The following is a 20,528-nucleotide window of genomic DNA, read 5'->3' on the forward strand; positions in this document are numbered from 1 at the left end:
AGAAAAGGAAGGCAATATTTTAAGCTATTGGATAACTTCTTTTGCTTCCTGAGTCAGCTGATTTTTTTATAGTCCCACGGCCACCAAAACTATTTTGACGATCTTGTTTTTGGCCAGACTTTTTTTGGTCTCCAAAGCGTCCAGAACTATTTCCAAATCTACCGCTTCTTTCAGAAGAGCGCCCATTAGATTTGCTTGGACCTCTTGGGCCTCTATCATTTCTTCCGTAACCACCTCTACCTGAACGGTTTCTATCGCCACCAAATTTAGGTGCTTCTACATTTGCGCCAAATTCAGTTTTAAAAGTTGGAGCTATGTCTTCAACTTGAAGACTTTTCCCTAATTGTCTAGTTGCTTCTGACTTAAGTAATGTTGAAAGAATTTCTTTCAATTTATTTTCTTCAAGACTTTCAACAACTTGGTTTACAGATTGGTGAATATAATCAGGAATAACAACTGAGTCTTCATTTATACGGAACAACATATTGTTAAAGAATTGAGTCGCAATTTTTTTAGCGCTAGGCAATTCCAAACGAACTGGATTGATTTTTATTTTGCTGCATACAAATTGAAATTCTCTGCGTTCTACATGGGTAATAATTGTCCATGCTTTTCCTGTAGCTCCTGCTCTTCCTGTACGACCAGCACGGTGGGTATATGTTTCCACATTAGTAGGTACGGTATAGTTTATAACATGAGATAACCCAGAAATGTCTATGCCACGCGCAGCAACATCAGTAGCAACTAATATTCTAAGCTGTCTGTTTTTAAAGCGATCCATCGTCAAGCTACGGTCATTTTGTGTCATTTCACCATTTAAAACGCCAGCTGCAAAACCTCTTTCAAGTAGAGCATTGTGGATATTACGAGTTTCTTCTCTGGTTTTACAGAAAATGATGGCATGTTCTGGATCGTGATAAATTAAGAGTCCTAGTAAGGCATCAAGATTTCTGCCCATTTTTACTTCGATAAATCCGTGATCTATTTGCCCAGTACTAGTATCAGTGCTAGCTACTTTAACTTCAAAGGGATTTGAAACCATTTGTCTTGCGATATTAGTAACTTTTGGTGGAAAAGTGGCAGAAAATAAAAGAGTTTGAGCTTTTTTTCCGATTGCTGTTTTAATTTTAATAATATCTTCGGCAAAACCAAAATCTAGCATTTCGTCCATTTCATCAAGGACAAGAATTTCAACACCTGTAAGGCTTACAATCCCTTGTTCTAATAAGTCGTTAAGACGACCAGGGGTAGCAACTATAGCGTCTACGCCTCTTTGAATGACTGAAGTTTGGAATCTGTAGCTCTTACCTCCAGTAACAGCTAATATTTTAAATCCTTGAGGTTTAAAGTTTGTTTCAAATACGTCAGCAACTTGTTGAGCAAGCTCCCGAGTTGGAGTAAGTACAAGAATTCTTGGTTTTCCGCCTACTTGTGGTTTTTGAAGACGAGAAAATGCAGGTAGTCCAAAGGCTAAGGTTTTACCAGAACCGGTTCTGCTTTGTGCAATAACGTCTTTGCCTTCAAGAACGGGCTCATAAGTTGCTTGTTGAATAGGGGTAGGCTTAGTAATTCCTTGAGATTCAAGGTTTTTACGTACTACTTCTGGCAATAGGTTAAAAATAGAAGACTCTTCTGCTGTGGGTGTATTGGTATTTGTCATTTGCTTCCCAAAAAAATAAGGATAAGAAGGGGTTAGCTACTTAAAGCTAATTACACTCAGGCGAGAATTGAGAAAGAATCATTCAAAGCTTAAAAAATACAAGCGTTTTAGTAGGTTGCAAGTATAGCAATATTTATAGTGCTTTTTGCAACAAAAGAGTTAGTCTTTCTGAACCCATGCCAGCAGTCCCTTAAACTGTATTATACTAATGGTGTCAAGAGGGTTTTTTTTATTATTCACTAATGGTATGTTAACAAGGTTTTTGAACGTCTTCCTATCGAGGGGTAAATGTTATGCAAAGTCAAGATGATTTGAGAGTAGAGCTTGAAAGATTAAGAGCAGAAAATGCTGCATTAAAGAGCGAAAAAAAAGGAGCTTCCTCTAGAGAAATAAGTTTCAAAGTTGCCGAAAAGGGGGGGCTTTCAGTTTATGGTTTAGGTCGTTTTCCTGTAACTCTTTATAAAGAGCAATGGGTTCGTTTACTAGATAAGCAAGACGAAATTCGCAATTTTATTAAAGAGAATGAAGACAGATTAAAATCTAGAGAATAACTTTTACCTTGGCGAAATAAGAGTGAAATATTTAAAAGAATTTAAAGAAATATTTATCATTATATTTTGTATCTTTGTTTTTCGCTCTTCTTTTGTTAATTGGTATGTTATTCCTTCAGGTTCTATGCTCCCTACCCTAAAAATTGGCGATCATGTTGTTGTGAATAAAATGGCTTATGGATTTATGCTTCCTTTCATGGAAACACGAATATTCAGTTGGAGTAAGCCACAACGTGGAGAAATAGTTGTGTTTCAAGGCCCTCCACAAGAAGGAGGGCAAGTTTTAATTAAAAGAATAGTCGCTATAGAAAATGATAAAGTTGAATTTGTAAAGGGATTGTTACATGTCAATGGGGTTCCTGTACAGGAATCCATTGAAAACAATCGCGAAGTTTTAACGGATACTGGTAGTGCAGACGATTTCAACGATTATAATTTAATTAAAGAAACTAGTTTATCGCAAAATTCTTTTTACATATTAAAGAAAAAAAATGAAGGTATGACATTCATGGAAAAGAAAACCTGGATTGTTCCTGCAGGAAAATTATTTTTTCTTGGAGATAATCGTGATAATTCTTTTGACAGTCGTTTTTGGGGAATGATTGATGAAAAAAGTATTTATGGTAAAGCTTTTTTCATCTCTTATTCGACTGGAGATAAAGGGATGTGGCCACATTTTAGAAAAGATCGCTTTTTTCAAAAATTACAATAATTGAATTATTACTTTAGTTGTTTCTTAAGTTCTGTTGCTCCTTGCATGAGCGCTGAATTAGATGCAGGTACATTTTTCAAAGCATTTAAGATCATAAAGTCGTGAATCATTCCGTTATATCTTGAAGTAACAACTGGAACTTTAGCTGAATTTAGTTTTCTTCCATATTGCTTTTAAAGCAACTACGGTTGCAATATTCGCGCCAGCGCTATCTCCAATAACATCAGACTGTTTTACAAGATCTTTGATAAATCTTTCATATCCTTTATATTCTCCCAATACCCATCCTCCTCCATGAAAATAAATAAATGCAGGAAGAACTTTTTTTGAATTATCAGGGCGAATTATTTTTACTTTAATTTTATTGCCATTGTTTCTAGGAATAAGTCTTTCTGTTACTACTAATTTATCTTTTGCCTTTGTATTGTCTTGTGCATCTTGAAAACCTGTAAAAGCTTTTCTTGCATCTTGAATTGGAAGTTCAAATAATTGAGTCTTATTCTAATTTACCATTTCAATTAAGTTTTGTGTATTATATTCTAAATTATTATTTGCATAAAGATTTTGAAATGAAAAAAATAACGAAATAATTAATGATTTATTAAGCATATATTCCTCTGATAATTAAATTTAGTTTAAAGAAATAAAAAAAAGGAATATATTGACTAGTATAGGATTAAATTGTTGTCAATTATTTTAGATTAATTATTTATAATTCAATTTATCAGCTATTTCTTGGCCAATATGATATAATTTAATCTTTGAGTTTTTCATTAATTCATTTGCTGTGAAACCTGTATGGCCGTCTTCCACTATTGTGATTATTTCTGCTAAACCTAATTTAGATTTAAGTTCAAGTTTATTCTTTGTTACGTTTCCAAAAATACCTATTAATTTATGGTCATTTTTTAAAGCTAATTGTGATACTGTACTAACGGCTTTTCCGTATAAGGTAAGGTCATCTAAACTTCCCTCACCGCAAACAATTAAATCTGAACCACTAAAACTCGGGGCTAAGGCAATAGCTTTTGCAATTTTCTTAGAACCCATTTCAATTTTTAAATTAGGAAAAATTGCAGACATTCCTATGCATATTCCGCCTCCTGCACCTGTAAAAGCATCTTCTAGCTTCGGAATTTGCGGACAATCGTGTTTAAGAACATTCCAAAAATGATAAATTTGTTTTTCAATATGTGGTATACTAGAATCTTTCGCTCCTTTTTGTTTTAAAAAAGAGGTTAATGTGACTCCAGGTCCTTTAGCTGGCGCATTTACATCACAGAGAGCGTGAATTCTACATTTTTTCATGTATTCAGGTAGCTCTTCTTTTTTGAATGAACGAATTTTAGACATATTGTTGATGCAAGGTCTTAGTCTATTTCCTTGTTCATCATAGGCTGATAATCCAAAAGCACTGGCTATCCCCCAACCTGCGTCAGCAGTAAGAGTACCTCCAATACATAACCAAACTTCTTGCGGTCTTAATGGAAAAGTTTTTTGCAATAACCGCCCAAAACCCCATGTATTAGACTCTAATAAGACTTCTTCTGTCGCGAGTGATTTTGAGTTTCCTAAAACTTCAGCAGATTCGAGTACGGCAAGGCGTCTGGCATTCTGCCAATAAATGTTAGCTTCAGTCTGCCTTCCTAGAAGATCAGATACTTCTATGCGAAGCGATTCCATTCCTATATGAGCAGCAATTAAGGCAGCGCTACCTTCGCCTCCATCCGCCATGGGGCGTTGAATAATTTCAATTTTGGGATTTCTATTTCTTATTCCATCAGCAACTAATTCACAAACTTGGCGAGCTGTAAAGGTACCTTTGAATTTATCAAAGGCTAAGACTATTTTCATGATTTGCTCCTTACGCCCAATAATAGATTCTTAGAATTCAGAACTCAATATACTATAGAACAAAAAATGTGATGTTCAAAAGTTACTCTAAATTGTGCATTGCTTTTATCATTCCTCTTTGTTAAAGAAGCCTTAGCAGAGGTATTTGTTAATATCATAACAAGTTTCCTCTTTTTTAGATTAAATTCTTCTTTTGGGGTAATACACAATGGATACGCAGCTTGATGCAAAGCAAATGGAAATGAAGTTAATTAAGATCGTAGCAGAAAAGTTGAATATAGAGGAAAAAAATATAACGACAGCTTCTCGCTTTCAAGAAGATCTTGGTGCTGACTCTCTAGACATCGTTGAGCTTCTTATGGAAATTGAAGAAGTGTTTGGTGTAAATATTTCTGATGAAGAATCTGAACGCCTAAAAACAGTAGGCGATGCGGTTAAATTCATCGTGGCAAAGCTATAAAGGCAAAGTCAAAAAAAAGGCACCTATTTGGTGCCTTTTTTTTTGTTTTTAAATTCTAATTTTCTTGGCTTAGTAATTCAGAGAAAAGGGAAAGAACATGAAAATAGCTATTGCAGCAGATCATGCTGGTAGAGAACTTAAAAGTTATGTAATTGATTTCTTGACTCTCACTAATCATCAAGTGCTTGATTATGGAGTTGCCGCAGATTCTTCTGCTTCTGTTGATTATCCAGATTATGCAGATATTGTGGCCTCTGAAGTTTCAAGCGGTCGATGCGATCGTGGAATTTTAATTTGTGGAACTGGCATAGGAATGTGCATTACAGCAAATAAGTTTCCTAGCGTAAGAGCTGCTGTAGTTAATGATGAATTTACCGCACGCATGAGTAGAGCACACAATGACTCTAATATTATGTGTTTAGGTTCAAGAATTGTGAATTATCAAAGAGCAATTGACTTTGTGAAAATTTGGCTTGCAACTGAATGTGAAGAAGGTCGCCATAGAAGTCGTATTAGTAAAGTAAGTGCAATAGAAAAGAGGCTATCTCAATGAATCAATTTCTCTCTTTAGAACGAGCAGAATTATTAAACACTGATCCTGAAATTGCGAAACTTTTTGGAAAAGAAAGTCAACGGCTGAATGAAGGTTTAGAATTAATAGCATCAGAAAATGTGGCAAGTCCTGCAGTTTTAGCTGCGTTGAGCAGCGTTTTATCTAATAAGTATGCAGAAGGATATCCTGGTAAAAGATACTACGGTGGTTGTGAATTTAATGATGAAGTTGAGCAAATTGCTATCGATAGAATCAAAAAAATCTATGGAGCTGAACACGCAAATGTTCAACCACATAGTGGAGCACAGGCAAATCAAGCAGTTTTTTTAGCAGTTTTAAAGCCAGGTGATACATTTTTAGGAATGAATTTATCACACGGCGGGCATTTAACTCACGGTTCTCCTGTAAATATTTCTGGTATGTACTATAAAGCGGAAGCTTATGGTGTAGATGAAAATGGTTTTATTAATTATGAAGATGTTGCAAAAAAAGCGCATGAATGTAAACCAAAATTAATTATTGCTGGCGCTAGCGCTTATCCTAGATCCATTGATTTTGCAAAATTTAAAAAAATTGCAGATGAAGTTGGTGCTTTGTTAATGGTTGACATGGCTCATATAGCGGGTTTAGTTGCTGGCGGACAACATCAAAGTCCAGTGCCATTTGCTGATTTTGTCACAACAACTACGCATAAAACTCTGCGTGGACCGAGGGGCGGTGTTATTCTTTGCAAAGAAGCTTTTGCAAAAGCTATCGACAAGGCAATATTTCCTGGCTTGCAAGGTGGTCCTTTAATGCATGTTATTGGAGCTAAAGCTGTCGCTTTTGGTGAAGCTTTAAATCCAGCTTTTAAACTTTATGCTGAACAAATTGTTGTAAATGCCCGTGTACTTGCTGATACACTGTTAGAAAATGGTGTTGAACTTGTTTCTGGTGGGACAGACAACCATTTAATTTTGATAAATCTAAAAAATTCTCCACTCAGTGGAAAAGATGCTGAAGAGAGACTTGCAAAAATTGATTTAACAGTAAATAAAAATAGTGTGCCAAATGATCCTCGCAAACCTATGGTTACTAGCGGTATTCGAATAGGGACACCTGCTGTGACAACACGAGGATTAGTAGCTGATGATATGAAGATACTAGGCACAGCTATTGCCTATGCATTAAAAAATGATGATTCATTGTTAGATAAGGCAAAAGAGTTGGTAGCTGGACTTTGTAAAAAATATCCTCTTTACAGTGATTCTCTTCAACATAAAGGTTATGTTTCTCCTCATTTAGGATAATTACTATATGAAGTGTCTTCAGTGCCAAAATCCTGAAAGTAAAGTTTTAGAAAGTAGAGAAAGTAGGGATGGAAGAACGGTAAGAAGACGAAGAGAGTGTGTCTCTTGTGGATATCGTTTTACTACTTTTGAACGTTCTGAAGAACAGCCTTTATATGTGATTAAAAGAGATGGAACGAGGGAGCTTTTCAATCGAGAAAAGCTTCTAAAAAGTATGGGTATAGCGTGTCAAAAGCGCTCAGTGAGTTCAAAAAGTTTAGATGCCATTTCAGATTGGGTGGAAAGCACTTGTCATTCCTCAGAAGAAAGAGAAATGCCTTCTTATAAAATCGGTGAACTTGTTTTAGAAGCCCTTTTAAAACTAGATCCGGTTGCTTATGTAAGGTTTGCTTCTGTATATCGGGCATTTTCAAGTCCTGAAGATTTTGTTTGTGAATTGAAAATGTTAACTGAAAAAGCTCAAAATAAGAATAATTTTAAAATTGATCTTGAAAAAGATAATTGAACTGAATATTTTAAATGTACATGATTTTAAAAGTTGGAGTTTTTATGTTTACTGGAATTGTCCGGGATTTGGGTAAAGTTGAATTTCTTTTGAAATGCGAAAACTCTTTAAAGCTCACTATTTCATCTAATTTAGATATCTCATTTTATGCATTAGGTGCTAGTGTTTCATGTAATGGATGTTGTTTAACAGTAATTGAGTCTTATGCAAAAAATAAAATTAGTTACTTTACTGTAGATGTGGGATATCAAAGTCTTGCTCTTACTAATTTAGGAAAATTAAAACTTGGCTCAATTTTAAATATAGAACCAGCTTTGAGACTTGGTGATTCCTTAGGTGGACATCATGTAACAGGGCATGTCGATGCACTTTGTAATATCTCATATTTTGAAAAATTGGATGATGAATTTTGGAAACTTAAAATAAATATTCCGCAAGAGTTTTCTCAATGGATAATATTGAAAGGAAGTATTGCTGTAGCAGGAATTAGTCTTACTATTGCAAAAATTGATACCTTTCAAAATGGTGATTCTGTCATAGAAATTATGATAATCCCACATACTTTTAGTAACACTATTTTGCACGAATTTAGGGCAGATATGGAGATAGAAATTGAATTTGATCAAACGGTTAAGACTATTGCTTCTGTTGTGAAAAATATGTTACCAGGTTATATTCAAGCACGTAAATAGCGGCTTCAACAATTTGGGAAAATAGTAAACCTATGTCTTTTGATCTGCAAAAAAATAATGTTGCGGTTCATTCCTCTCGCCTAACTCCGGAATTCAAAAAAGTATTCTACGCTGAGTCTGGTAAAACGTATTTGAAACAGGTGAAAGCTCTGCCTCAAATGAATGCTGAAGGATGTACGGAATCACAAGTTGTGAAGTTAAATGATGATTCACAATTAATTTCAGATTCTAAAATATATGCGTTAAAAAAAAGACTACTAGCACCTGCTTGGTGGGTTGAAGGTCTATTATTGAGTTTAGGAGCCAAAGAAGCTTGGTTTGATTCTCTAGTAGCAAAACGCCTAGGTAAGGTGGTTACTGCGCCTTCTAAAATTAATGCAAAAAATATTGTACTTTTATTTGGTATTTGGCATGAAGCTTTATCAAAGATATTTGCTTTAAAAAAAGATAATTTATCACTTAAATTTCAAATAAATAAATATTTATCTGGCACTCAAAAGGATGTTTTAGAAGCTTGTAAACTATTAGAAGAAACCTGGGTGACACCATATAATTTATATGAAATTAAGCATGCGAAAAAAAATAAGCAGTTTAATTTGGCAAAATCTGGAAGTTTTTCCTTTATCAGGCATGCTCAGGTTGAAAATGATGTCGATGGAATTTGGCTTTCAATGACTTTATCCCAGCCTATTCAAACTTTATATATGATGGAAAAGGTTAATTTTAATAGTAATTCTCTTAAAGCGTCATTTATCAGTATAAATCCTGTGGTTATTCAATCTATGGGACGTAAGGCAAGTATCAAAAAAATATTAAACTATCTGTTTCTAGAATATTCAAAACAAGAAGGGATAGAATTTAATATCAGCAATTGGGGTTCAATACCTATTGATACAAAAAATATTAGTAGTTTTCATAAAGAAATACTGGCTAGTGTACCTTCTTTATATGATCATGGTGTTTTAGGTTGGAATATAGCTGCGCCTAATATCAAACTTTCTGAATTAAAAAATAAAATGTTAGATAATTTTAGTAATTCTTCAGATAATAGAACAAGTTCTATTGTCTATTGTTGGCAAATGTCAGAACAGGCAAAAGAGGCTTTTGAGTTAGAACAGGCCATAAGTGAAAAACTTATGACTTTTTCGCAAGAAGAAAATTTACATGAAGCAAAAACTATAAATTCTTTATATAAAGCAAAGAAATCTGAAACTTTATTTCCAGAGCCACCTCCAGATCAATTAACTAAAATTAGAAAAGAAAAAGCTTTAAAACAAGAAAAATTAGATAAGTTAGAGAAAAAAATTGAATTGAAAAAAGAAACTACATTGAAAAAAACTTTAACTAAAAAAGTTCCTGTGGAAACTTTATTTGATGCATCAGAACAAATAAAAAATAAAAATTGTGAAATATTTGAAAATAAAAAGAATGATCTAGAGAGAATAGAGAAAGTTACTAAGAAAAAAGAAATTGTCAGAAAAAAAGAATTGTCTATTAAAGAAACATTGTCAGACGATGACTTTATAGTCTTAGTTTCAGAATTTTATGAATCTCTAAAACCTTTACAAAAAAAAGCTTTCGAACGTGAACGCGCTGGTATGAATCCGGAACAATTTAGGCTTTATATGACACCTATTTTAAAACGTAAAAGTAACAAGGTATTGAAATAATTTACTAATAATAGCTTTCTTTACTAATGATGAATTTCAGAAAACCTGCAAAATTTTTAATAAATGCATTTACTTTTAAGTGCAAGTTATTGCACAAAAAAGACTGAATACTAAAATTCTAATAGTATTCAGTCTCGTTTAAAATGAACTTATTTAAGTAACTATTTAGACTCAGTATCATCATCCATTTCGAAACCAAGTTCTTTCAGTTTTTCAATAGTTTCAACAGTGAATGAGGTTTCTGTATCATTTTTTAAACCCAAACCGCGAAATTCTTCTAAGTGATTTCTTCCCATAGTGTTCCTTTCATTTATTCAAGTTGTTATTTAAGACACAAATTTATTGTATCATTAGTTTTTTTGAATTACAACTTTCTTGAAAGATTTTATTTATTTTAAGTAACTGACTTGTAAAATTTTAAAATTATATATTTTTCTAATAGGTAATTTATAATGCATAATAATGGGTATCTTATTTCAAAATCTTTTTTTGATTCTATGGAATGTGACAATATTGTATCTAAAATAAAGGAATATACTAAAAGAAAATATGATTCTATAATTGCTTTAGATCAAGCTGATTTAATAGTGCCAGAAATAAAAGATTTGTTAACTTCTAAAAAATTAATTAATTTTTTAGAAAATTATATAAATAATGATTTACTTTTGGCTTCTTCAAAATTGTATGTTCGAGCAAATAGGCAACCTCCTTTTTATGATTCTCTACAAATATCAAGTTATCCACTAAATAAATTATTAAGTGTTTGGATAGCTCTTGAAGATGTTATTCCTTTGAATAGTCCCATGTATTACTATCCAGAGTCCCATTTGAGAACTTATCCCCCTCTCTATGAAAGAATTTTGGATTCTAATTTCACGGTATTAAATAACTACGTATTTTATGAGTCAGCATATGAAGAAGATTTAAAAGATTACAATTTTAAATCTTGCGTTCGAAAGATTTTTCTTCCAAGAAAAGGGGATTTCATGTTAATGCATGGAAACTTAATTCATGGAGATTTGGGGCCATTTGATTATTCCAAAGCTAGAGCTTCATTGCTTGCATATTTTCTTCCTAAAAATGAAAATAAATATTATTTTACAGATTATCCATTAACTAAAAAAGAAAAAAAGTTTGATACATTAAGAGCGGAAATATTACCTAAAATATTTTATTCAGAGCCTAATGAAAATAATTCTAGTGAAAAAACCCCTGAAAGAGAAATACTTCCTGCCAAAGCGGTTGAAAATTTATTTACATTTTTTAAAGATAATAAATTTCAAATAGATTTAAATTCATTAGGTGAAAAGATTATTTCATACGAATGCTTAATTGAAAAATCTAGTAGTCTTAATTCATATGGTTATGGTAAAGGTAGTAGTGAAATTCAATGTATTGCAAGTGCTATGTTTGAATCTTTTGAGCATCTGATAAGTAAAGGATTTTTTGTAAATAGTGAAAAAACAGTATTTATTTCTATTAAGGTAGCATTGCAGGACTGGACATGTTTTCCAGAAAAAATATTAGAAAAATGTAAAGAAGATCAGGAACCTCTTTTGTGGGATATTTTTAATGGTCTTAATACTAATGAAAATTTAATTATTCCTAGTGTGATTTTAGATACTCCTGGAGGAAATCGTTCGCTAAAAGGTAATTTTCCGTTTTTTAAGTTAGATGGTGCATTTTCTAACTCTGGAACTGCAGCTGGATCAACCTATAGTGAAGCTGTGTTACACTCACTCAATGAATTAATAGAAAGAGACGCTCATTCTCTTTTGCTTATAAAAACATTTTGTAAAAATACTCCATGTAATTTAAGAATTATTAATAAAGAAACATTGCCTGAAACGTTAAAATTAATATTAGCAGATTGCGAGAGAGAAGTAGGTTATTCATTTACCTTAATTGACATGACTACAGATTTTAATATTCCAGCTATAGCTTGTTTTACTCATAAAATAGAAGGAACTGACAGACCAATTTTGGGTTACGGATGTTCTCCAAGTGCTGATTATGCAGTTGAAAGAGCAATTTTAGAGACAGTTCAAACTTGGCATAGTTACTTAAGAGACAAAAGAAAATTTATTGAATCATGGAATTCAATTGATGTTCATGTTGCTAAAATTGAAAAAATGAGGCTTGCAGCTCAAGAAAATTATCAAGAAATTATTGAAAAAGGTTTATATGAAATTATTGATTATAGTATTTTAAAGGAATTATCTTTAAATAATTTTGGTGATATATCACATTTTGCGAAGAATGTTGAAATTGTATTAAATAAAATTATAAAAATATTTTCAAACAAAAATATGAATATTTATGTAAAAAAACTATTTGACAATCAAAATACTGGATTAGTTTGTGTTAGATCTATTGTTCGAGAATTAGAAGTATTTAATCTTATTACTTCAGGACTTCTTGTCGCTCCTAGCAAAAGAGGAATTAAGATCCTGAATAATTAAACGTTAATTTCTTGCTTACAATCTGATTTATCTTCAAAAACAAACAAAGTATAGATTTTGATAATTTACTTACTAGACTTTTTTGTTACTTGTCGCATTATATCTGCAATTCTATTTTTTGCTGTTGGAAAACTTTCTTTTTCTAAGAGAGCAAATTCGTCTGCAGTAAATTTACTTAAAACCCAGTTTGATACAGCGCTTTTGTGCTCAGGTTTTCCTATTCCGACTTTAACTCTATGGAATTGATCTGTACCAGTACGTTCTAAAATGCTTCTAATGCCATTATGTCCACCATGTCCGCCTCCAAAACGAGTTTTTACCGCACCATGTGATTGATCCAAATCATCAAAAATAACTATCAGATTTTGTGGAGGAACTTTAAAAAAGGCAAGCGCTTGTTGGACACTATTGCCCGAAAGATTCATATATTCTTGGGGTTTCATGAGGAAAACATCATGCCCTTGCCAGCTTGTACGTGCTGTCAGTGAAGCAAATTTTTGTTGAGAAACAAAAACACCGGCTTCAGCAGCTATTTGGTCTAGCAGCAGAAAGCCGATGTTATGTCTTGTTTGCTCATATTGATAGCCAGGATTGCCCAGGCCAACTAGAATAAACACGGTCTAATTAGATCTTAACTAGGGAAGCAAGAGCTAAATTTTGACCTTTTCCAGTTCTTACAACCACTTCTTTATCAAGAGAGAGATCGTGTAAATGAATGGATTGCTCTACTTTTAAGCTACTAACGTCAACATCAATTACTTTTGGTAGTTTAGCTAAAGGAGCTTTAACTTCTAAGTAACGAGTACGAATGCTAAAAGCACCTTCTTTTTCTTGTTCACGAGTTAAACCAACAAAGTTTAATGGAACGTGAATGCGAACCTTGTCATTTGCTTCAACTTCTTGAAAATCAAAGTGAAGAGGCTTGTCATTCAAAGGGTTAACTTGAACTTCACGCATAAGAACAGTCTTTTCAACACCGTCTAAAACGAGTTTTAGAACAGTAGAACGAGTGTGTCCTTTTGGAAGATTGGAAGTAGCGATTTCAATTTTGGTTGAAACGCCTTTTTTGTAAAGGATTCCAGGTACAAGCCCGCTATGGCGTTGCTTGCGAACGGTTCCTCTTGATGCATCTCCACGCTTTGTAGCTTGGATCACGATAGTTTCGGCAGTCATTGGGATTACTCCTAATAAGGTCAATACCATAGGATTTATGGTAAGGAGATTCCATATATCAAAAAATCTAGTAGAGCAATAGAAGGTTTTTGGTCCTAGAAAAAAAAGATTGCAAGGAAGCCAAAGAACAATTAAGTTAGTCACAATTTAAACTGAACCCTTTTATTGACTTTTTTTATGTTTGAATTAAAGAAAAAATGGTTTGATTTTTATTAGTTTCTTCGTTTATAACTTCATTTCTAAGAGTTTATTTGGTCGTAGTTTAACGTTAACTGTGGAGTTTCCAATGAAAGTATCCAAGATTTTTCTAGCTACAGCTGCATTTTCTTTAGCAGTTGTTACTGTAGGCTGTAACAGCACTAAAAAAACTGAAGCTGAAAAGCCAAAGCCAGTAGAAGTTGCAGCTGAACCTGCTGCACAAGTTAAAACAGAAAATCCAGAATCCAACTTTAAAACAATTTACTTTGATTTTAATAAGTTTGATATTCGTGGAGATCAAAAAGAAGCAGCTATGCAAATAGCTGAAGCTTTAAAATCATCACCAAATATCCAAATTCAAATTCAAGGTAACACGGATGATCGTGGATCTACTGAATATAATATGTCATTAGGTGCAAGACGTGCTGAAACGCTCAAAAACTTCTTAATTGCTAATGGTGTTCAAAATACTATTGAAACAATTAGTTATGGTAAAGAACGTCCAATTGCACAAGGTCAATCAGAAGAAGCTTGGGCAAAAAATCGTCGTGATGATGTAGTAAGAATGAAATAAGTCATTTTATTTCTTTATTAGAAGCAGTAATGAATAATAATTATTACTGCTTTTTTTTATTTTTTATTTTGTTTGATATTTTCTTCTAAAGATTCAACAATATCTTTTAATGTTAATTTATTTCCAACTAATAAAGTTTGAATTCCTAGAGTATGCGCAGGAAGATCATAGTAAGGATCATTTCCAATCATAACTGTTCTTTCTGGTAAGGCTCCTATTTTTTTTAAAGTGTCATTAAAAAACTTAGTGTGCGGTTTAGTTGTTTTCATAACATCCCAAGAAGTCACAAGATCGAAATCATGTAAATATAAGTCACTTGCCTTTAAACGTAACTCAATTTCTCTTCTCCCGAAAACAGCATTCGTAGCTAAAGTAATATGTCGATTTGATGTATGTAATAAATCAACTAATTTTCTTGCGAATGGATCTGAATGTAAGAACAAACAAATAAACGGATAATCTGAATCAAAAAACTTGCTGACAAAACGTTCAATTTTTAGCCTACTTGTATTTAATTCAGTTGCTAGAGTTTCAAAAAAAGCTTCTTCATTTGAAGCAAAAGAATGAGAGGACAAAAGAATTTCTTTGGTCTTCTGGGCTGCTTTAAGTAACTTTGAAATGGATCCAAAACTCCGCATTCTGAAAAGCACTCCAAGAGCAAATAAATTATGAAATAATGCTCCTGGTTGATTAATTAATGTGCCATCCATATCTAACAGAACATGAGTTTTATCATTCCACCAATCACCCGAAATTGTAATTTTATTTCTGATCCTCTTAATTTCTGAAGATTTTTCTTGAACTTTAGGAAGTTCTTGTTTTTTTTTCATTATAAAATTACCTGCGGAAAATGAATTAACCCAGTAATCACTACAAGACTAGAATATTCCTTTTTAATTTCGTTAAGTCAAATGTTCAGCAGGCTAATCCCACAGGGCTAGTATTATTTTTTGACCCTACTGTAATAAATATTTCTTCGATCATTTTTTGTTCAAACGTATTTGTAGGAAAGATATGAAAAATTTGTGACAATGACTCTTTTGTAGCATTGTTTAGTTGTCCAGCTCTTTCTAAACCTTTTATTAAAAAATATAGACTTTGAATAGAAGCGTTAGTGCTAATATTATTTTGCATTTTTTCAATACCAGCAGAAAATTGACCTTGTGTCACAAGAATGTAACCATGTAAAACTTTTGTATCAAGAGGTACCTTTTGAATATTCTCATACGAGTCAATTGCAGCTTCTAATAAAGTTTGTGCTTTTTTGTAATCAGTACCCTTCATAATAATACTTAGTGCTTCTAGTTCAAATAATTTTTGTTTCGTCATTTTTGCTGCAGGGCTTTGATTATTTTTAGCAATTAGCAGCCATTCATCAACAAGCGGCCAATTCCCCGTAAGACTGTAAATTTGTGCAATGCAAGCAGAAAGAATACCAAAGTTAAATTCTTTATTGCCTTTGTGCTTAAGATTAAGAAGTTCTTGAACTGAAATTCTTGAATTAAAGCTGGCTCCAGACTTAGCTATAAATTGTAAAAGTGAGTCTGAAAATCTTTCACTAATTAAAATTGCACTTTTTGCTAAATTCCAAGCATATTCAGAATAATTATTTTGCAAACAATCAAGACCAAATTTTATAATATTTTCTATTAATTGCTCACGTTGGGGACTTAAAGTAGCAGTTGTTTGCAAAATTAACTCTTCAAGATTTTTTATAATAGTATCACTTTCTTTTATGAAAGCATTATTGCTTAAATTAAGTGAAGATCTAAGTAATAGAATTAAATATGAATGATTCCATGGATCACTTGCTAAAGATTTTTGAATTTCATCAAGAGAATTTTGATATTCACCTTCTGAATAGTAAGTAGCAGCAATACTCCAGTGCATTTCATTAGATTGTTGTTCCGTTAGAGATGATATTTGTAAACTTTCTTGTGCTATTTCTCTTGCGGTATTATAATCTCTAATTTTTAGAAGGAAAAATATGTATCTTAAAATTCCATCTGAGTTATAAAAGTCAGAATTAAACATATACTGGAAGTATTTTTTAGCTTCCTTATTATTCCCTAATCGTGAATGTATTTCTCCAAGATAGTAATGAATTTCAGGGTCAAATTGATAAATATTATTTATTTCTTCTAACTTCGCTAAAATTTCTTCTTTTGGAGTTTCATTTGCAATACATTCTCTTATTTTGTTTTTTAAGGTCATGTAGTTATTTATATCGATATTTGCGATCTTAAGCCCGCAAAGTAAAATGCAAAATCTAATTTCTGGGCTACCATTTAAATTTTTGTATGCAACTTTTAAGCATTCCATTAACCCTTCAGATGGAGATGAGCTAACGCACAATGAAGCTGTTTGCATAACTAGATCTGGAGGTGAATCTTTCGTAATGAGCACAGCAAAGTAACAAATTCTTGCAACGGCTTTTAAACCATATTCATCACACAATTGAGCGATAAAATAGATTTGATTCATGTCTCTAGGAGATTTTTTACAAGCTATTACTACATTTTCAACTTCAGCTCGGCAAGCTTCTGAGGCTGGAATATTATTTGCCATTTTGTAAGCCTGCATTGCTCCAAGGAGACATAATATTTCGATTTCTACTGGGACTTCATTGTATTGTCTTTGTAACCAGTCTGCGAGGCTTTTCAATGCATTAATCGCATTTTTATGGTCATTAAGCTGGATAAATTCATGGTAAAGTGCTGTGTGTGTTTCAAAATGACCATGCACTAAATACTTATCAAGAGCCTCAAATCTTTCTGCAAAATTTACATGTTGATCTGATAAAGCTCCCATTTGTTGCAGTTCAGTAAGAGTTGCTAACACGCAGATTGAATTCTCATTTAGTTTGAAAGCGTTTTTCCAATGTTCGATAGCTTCAGTAACTCGCCCTACGCTTTCTAGTGCGCAGCCAGCTAAATACCATGCAGCATAGTTTTCAGGAAAGTTCATTTTGAAATCTAATGCTTTATGATAGTAATCCTCTTTCATTTGTTTTTTACTTGAATCTAAATCTTTATTATCATTTGAAAAAATTTTTTTATTGAAATCTTCTTCATCTGGAATGTAGTCGTCGGGTATTTCAAGATTTCGATTGATACGAATTTTTTTATTTGAAAGAATATTAATTAAAGGTGTTTTGGTTTGAACATACATTTCATTATCGCGATGCAAATTTTCGTAATGGACTTTAAAAGTCTGTCTTTTTTCTTTTTCTATATCATTTTTTGAAGAAATCCTTATACTTCCTAATAAGATCGCAAATTCTAAGGCCATGGATTTGGGATGATCTTTGCTCAATTTTTTTAAGTCGTGTAAGAGTTCCAAAAGGGTGTCCCTTTTGGATGAGACTTCTACTCGCCTGAAGAGAATTTCATAATCGTTAGGGTAGGTAAGGGACAACTTTTTAAGTAGATTTTCTGCTTTTTCAAAATCTTGGACAAATATGTATTTGTTGACTTTTTTTAAAGCGTTAACAGAATTATGATGAGAAGAAGATCTATGGCGTAATTTTGCTAAAAAAATCATGCGGGAGATAATTTTTTGTTTAGTTATTGGCTTGTTATTTTTTGAGCTCTTTGCTCTAACCTGCATAATTTCTCCAACAAAGGTTTGACTCTAAATATGAAATCGGAGTTTCTGATGGAGAGCTAAAGATTATTTTATGGAAGATGGGTTCTTTGACTAAAAGATTCAGACAAAAGTTTGAAACTTATTGAAAGTGTTATCTATTATGGAGATGCCAGAATAATGCAAAAGATTCTTGGTCTAGATATCGGGACTTACTCGATTAAGGCTGTAATTATATGGAATGACTATAAAATAATTAATGATTACAAAAATTATCTCGTGCATCAAGTTATTGAAAAAAAAATCGAATATAAAGAAGGGCTTAGTGAAAAAGAAGCCCAAACTCAAGCCATTGACGCACTTATAAAAGAATACAATATTGAATTTGATCTTGTTTTTGCTGCTATAGATGCCAAAAATGTTTCTATCCGCAAAGTAGATTTTCAAAATATTCGCAAGAGAGATATCGTCGGATTTTTGGAAAATGAACTAGAAAGTAGCAGTCCTTTTGCGATTGAAGAAACAATATTAGACTATCAAATTATAGATTATACTAAAAATAGATCTTCAGTTTTGGCTGTCCTAGTAAAAAAAGAAGTTATCCGGGACATTTTAGAAATTATTGAAAAAGAACATCTGCGAGTTAAAGTATTAGATATTGATAACTTAACATATTTAAATATGCTAAGTTTTTTAGATAAGGATCCAGAGCTACCTGAACACATAGAAGATAATCAAAATCAGCAACAAACTAACGTAACTGCAAGTTTAATTATAAATATTGGACACAGTAAAACAACATTAACTTTTTTAGCGGATAAAAAAGTTCTTTATACTCGAATAATTAGTATTGCTGGTGATTACTTTAATCAAGTACTAAAACAAAAATTAAATATTGAATATACTGAAGCAGAAATTCTTAAGCACTATGTCAGTTCAATGGAAACTGTTGAAAGTGAAGATGCTAATAGCAAAAGGAATTTAGTATCTATTATACTTGCAGATGCAATTTCAGAATTGGGGATTGAAATTCTACGTACAATCCAGTCATTTCAAGTAAAAGAAAATATTCAAATTCAAACTGTATTTATATCAGGTGGATCTAGTAAAATTAAGGGTATTAAAGATTATCTTCATGTCATTTTAAAGGTACCGGTTTCTAATATTAGAATTAAAAAAGAAAACTTTATGTTTGAAGATGACGAGCATTCTGATTATGGCGGAGTCGAAAGTTTAGCTACTTTTTCTCAAGCATTAGCAATATCAATGCGAGGATTACCTGTAATAGGAATTGCTTCAAAAGTTAATTTAAGAAAAGGTGAATTTGCTCAAATAAGTAATTATGACAAATTAATAAGGCAAATATTTTTGTATACGAGTGCTGCGGCAATTGTACTTTTCTGTTTATTTATTAGCTACTTTATACGTTCGGTTTTGTATAATCAGGAAATTACTACATTAAAAAATCAATTTAGAAAAGATGTTATTTCTATGGCAAACGGTGAACCGTATTCACTAAGAGCTATTTCAAGTAAGAAAGACTGGGACTTTAAAATTTATGGAAATGAAGCCATTAATTTTCTAAAGCAAAACATGAAAGATAAAGAAAAAATAGTAGAAAATTATTCTTCAGCAAGTCCTTCTTTAGCATTAAATGTAATGAGTCAAGTATCCAGAGCAATACCAAAGGAACTTTATTTTGAAGTTTCTGAATTTAGAATTCAAGATGATCAATTATATATTGAAGCTGAAACGAATAGTCCTGAAAGTTTAAATAAAATTATTGATAAGCTTTCAAAAATGAAAGAACTCTCTCAGGTAACAAAAAAATCCCAGTCAAATAAGCTTGGATCTGATAAAAAAATAATTCACTTTGCAGTTTCTGCTGCTGTGAATGTTGGAGAAGGGTAAAATGGCAAGTAAAAAATATGCAGAATCAATAAATCAGTTTTCCCAAACTATGAAAACTTTAATATTTGGAGAAAATAACGCCAGATTAGATTATCTGATTGAGCAATTTTACCGCTTAAATCATGAAAGAAGATCTTTTATAATTGTTTCATCATTAGTACTAGCTATTTTAAGTTTTGTTGGCTTAGTTTGTCTTTACTTTTTAGGTTTATATTCTTTGCAATCAAAACTTTCGAGTGCATATACAAATTCAAATGCATTAAGAGAAATTAAATCTGCATATATATCAGTTCAAACAAAATACGAAGAAATTACAGGCAATATTTCCTCTGCAAATAGTAGTTTAAATTTAGTTTCTATAGTCGATCAAAAGGCAAAAGATTTAGGAATTCAAGTATCTGGTTTTCCATCTAAACCAACAATAACTAAATTTCCAAATCAAAATCCATTAGCTGAAAATTTTCAAAAAGAAAGTATAGATTTTAAATTATCAAATATTAGTTTAAAAAAGATGATGGAATTCATCAATGGACTAGAACAGCTTCCAAATAAATTAAAAGTTACAAAATATAGATTAATATCAATAACTGATGCTAAATTATATTTTGAAGTTCTATTAACTGTAGAGGCTTTAATTCCTAATGATAAAGAAAATAAATAACTTTTTAAGGTGTTTTTA

At 32.1% G+C, this 20,528-nt stretch carries 20 protein-coding genes; 12 read left to right on the forward strand and 8 right to left on the reverse strand.

The window, feature by feature from the left end:
- Positions 1-19: 19 nt before the first annotated feature.
- Positions 20-1,660: a DEAD/DEAH box helicase gene (locus tag QEJ31_RS10620; protein WP_280589989.1), complete on the reverse strand. Its 1,641-nt coding sequence runs from the start codon at positions 1,658-1,660 to the stop codon at positions 20-22.
- A gap of 293 nt (positions 1,661-1,953) precedes the next feature.
- On the opposite strand from QEJ31_RS10620, the gene QEJ31_RS10625 reads away from it, so the two are divergent.
- Positions 1,954-2,211 carry a hypothetical protein gene (locus tag QEJ31_RS10625; protein ID WP_280589991.1) on the forward strand — a complete coding sequence of 86 codons (258 nt, stop codon included), beginning with the start codon at positions 1,954-1,956 and terminating at the stop codon, positions 2,209-2,211.
- A gap of 22 nt (positions 2,212-2,233) precedes the next feature.
- On the forward strand, positions 2,234-2,923 hold the full coding sequence (gene lepB, locus QEJ31_RS10630; RefSeq protein ID WP_280589992.1) for a signal peptidase I: 690 nt from the start codon (positions 2,234-2,236) through the stop codon (positions 2,921-2,923).
- Positions 2,924-3,064: 141 nt separating this feature from the next.
- Here the strand turns inward: lepB and QEJ31_RS10635 are convergent, their stop codons facing one another.
- Positions 3,065-3,202 carry a hypothetical protein gene (locus tag QEJ31_RS10635; RefSeq protein WP_348524539.1) on the reverse strand — a complete coding sequence of 46 codons (138 nt, stop codon included), beginning with the start codon at positions 3,200-3,202 and terminating at the stop codon, positions 3,065-3,067.
- Between the two features lie 426 nt (positions 3,203-3,628).
- Positions 3,629-4,777, reverse strand: a complete 1,149-nt coding sequence (locus tag QEJ31_RS10640) for a glycerate kinase (protein ID WP_280589994.1) — start codon at positions 4,775-4,777, stop codon at positions 3,629-3,631.
- Between the two features lie 208 nt (positions 4,778-4,985).
- Here QEJ31_RS10640 and acpP point away from each other — a divergent pair, with 208 nt between their 5' ends.
- From acpP to QEJ31_RS10670, 6 genes are all read left to right on the forward strand, one after another.
- On the forward strand, positions 4,986-5,237 hold the full coding sequence (acpP, locus tag QEJ31_RS10645; protein ID WP_280589996.1) for an acyl carrier protein: 252 nt from the start codon (positions 4,986-4,988) through the stop codon (positions 5,235-5,237).
- A gap of 97 nt (positions 5,238-5,334) precedes the next feature.
- A complete protein-coding gene (rpiB, locus tag QEJ31_RS10650) occupies positions 5,335-5,790 on the forward strand; it encodes a ribose 5-phosphate isomerase B (RefSeq protein WP_280589998.1) in 456 nt (151 codons plus the stop codon).
- The gene (gene glyA, locus QEJ31_RS10655) at positions 5,787-7,079 is read left to right on the forward strand and encodes a serine hydroxymethyltransferase (RefSeq protein ID WP_280589999.1); all 1,293 of its coding nucleotides are present in this window, start codon (positions 5,787-5,789) and stop codon (positions 7,077-7,079) included. The genes rpiB and glyA overlap by 4 nt, the downstream gene beginning before the upstream one ends.
- A 7-nt stretch (positions 7,080-7,086) precedes the next feature.
- Positions 7,087-7,584: a transcriptional regulator NrdR gene (gene nrdR, locus QEJ31_RS10660; protein ID WP_280590001.1), complete on the forward strand. Its 498-nt coding sequence runs from the start codon at positions 7,087-7,089 to the stop codon at positions 7,582-7,584.
- 44 nt (positions 7,585-7,628) lie between these two features.
- Positions 7,629-8,276 carry a riboflavin synthase gene (locus QEJ31_RS10665; RefSeq protein ID WP_280590003.1) on the forward strand — a complete coding sequence of 216 codons (648 nt, stop codon included), beginning with the start codon at positions 7,629-7,631 and terminating at the stop codon, positions 8,274-8,276.
- Positions 8,277-8,308: 32 nt separating this feature from the next.
- Positions 8,309-9,946 (forward strand): hypothetical protein, encoded by a 1,638-nt coding sequence (locus QEJ31_RS10670; protein ID WP_280590004.1) that lies wholly within the window; start codon positions 8,309-8,311, stop codon positions 9,944-9,946.
- Positions 9,947-10,107: 161 nt separating this feature from the next.
- Here the strand turns inward: QEJ31_RS10670 and QEJ31_RS10675 are convergent, their stop codons facing one another.
- Positions 10,108-10,242 carry a hypothetical protein gene (locus tag QEJ31_RS10675; RefSeq protein ID WP_280590005.1) on the reverse strand — a complete coding sequence of 45 codons (135 nt, stop codon included), beginning with the start codon at positions 10,240-10,242 and terminating at the stop codon, positions 10,108-10,110.
- 156 nt (positions 10,243-10,398) lie between these two features.
- Between QEJ31_RS10675 and QEJ31_RS10680 the strand changes: the two genes are divergently transcribed.
- On the forward strand, positions 10,399-12,408 hold the full coding sequence (locus tag QEJ31_RS10680) for a YcaO-like family protein (protein WP_280590006.1): 2,010 nt from the start codon (positions 10,399-10,401) through the stop codon (positions 12,406-12,408).
- Positions 12,409-12,473: 65 nt separating this feature from the next.
- Here the strand turns inward: QEJ31_RS10680 and pth are convergent, their stop codons facing one another.
- Together pth and QEJ31_RS10690 are read right to left on the reverse strand one after the other, a co-directional pair.
- Entirely contained in the window at positions 12,474-13,025 is a 552-nt protein-coding gene (pth, locus tag QEJ31_RS10685; RefSeq protein WP_280590007.1) for an aminoacyl-tRNA hydrolase, read from the reverse strand.
- A 7-nt stretch (positions 13,026-13,032) separates the two neighbouring features.
- Positions 13,033-13,581 (reverse strand): 50S ribosomal protein L25, encoded by a 549-nt coding sequence (locus QEJ31_RS10690; RefSeq protein WP_280590009.1) that lies wholly within the window; start codon positions 13,579-13,581, stop codon positions 13,033-13,035.
- A 286-nt stretch (positions 13,582-13,867) separates the two neighbouring features.
- On the opposite strand from QEJ31_RS10690, the gene QEJ31_RS10695 reads away from it, so the two are divergent.
- Entirely contained in the window at positions 13,868-14,353 is a 486-nt protein-coding gene (locus tag QEJ31_RS10695; protein WP_280590011.1) for an OmpA family protein, read from the forward strand.
- A 56-nt stretch (positions 14,354-14,409) separates the two neighbouring features.
- On the opposite strand, the gene QEJ31_RS10700 is transcribed toward QEJ31_RS10695, so the two are convergent.
- Positions 14,410-15,183 carry an HAD family hydrolase gene (locus tag QEJ31_RS10700; RefSeq protein WP_280590013.1) on the reverse strand — a complete coding sequence of 258 codons (774 nt, stop codon included), beginning with the start codon at positions 15,181-15,183 and terminating at the stop codon, positions 14,410-14,412.
- A gap of 85 nt (positions 15,184-15,268) precedes the next feature.
- Positions 15,269-17,962 carry a hypothetical protein gene (locus QEJ31_RS10705; protein ID WP_280590015.1) on the reverse strand — a complete coding sequence of 898 codons (2,694 nt, stop codon included), beginning with the start codon at positions 17,960-17,962 and terminating at the stop codon, positions 15,269-15,271.
- 156 nt (positions 17,963-18,118) lie between these two features.
- Between QEJ31_RS10705 and pilM the strand changes: the two genes are divergently transcribed.
- Positions 18,119-19,849 carry a pilus assembly protein PilM gene (pilM, locus tag QEJ31_RS10710; RefSeq protein ID WP_280590017.1) on the forward strand — a complete coding sequence of 577 codons (1,731 nt, stop codon included), beginning with the start codon at positions 18,119-18,121 and terminating at the stop codon, positions 19,847-19,849.
- A 1-nt stretch (position 19,850) separates the two neighbouring features.
- Positions 19,851-20,510, forward strand: a complete 660-nt coding sequence (locus QEJ31_RS10715) for a hypothetical protein (protein ID WP_280590019.1) — start codon at positions 19,851-19,853, stop codon at positions 20,508-20,510.
- Positions 20,511-20,528 lie beyond the last annotated feature (18 nt).

The organism is Pigmentibacter sp. JX0631, from assembly GCF_029873255.1.
Classification (GTDB): Bacteria; Bdellovibrionota_B; Oligoflexia; order Silvanigrellales; family Silvanigrellaceae; genus Silvanigrella.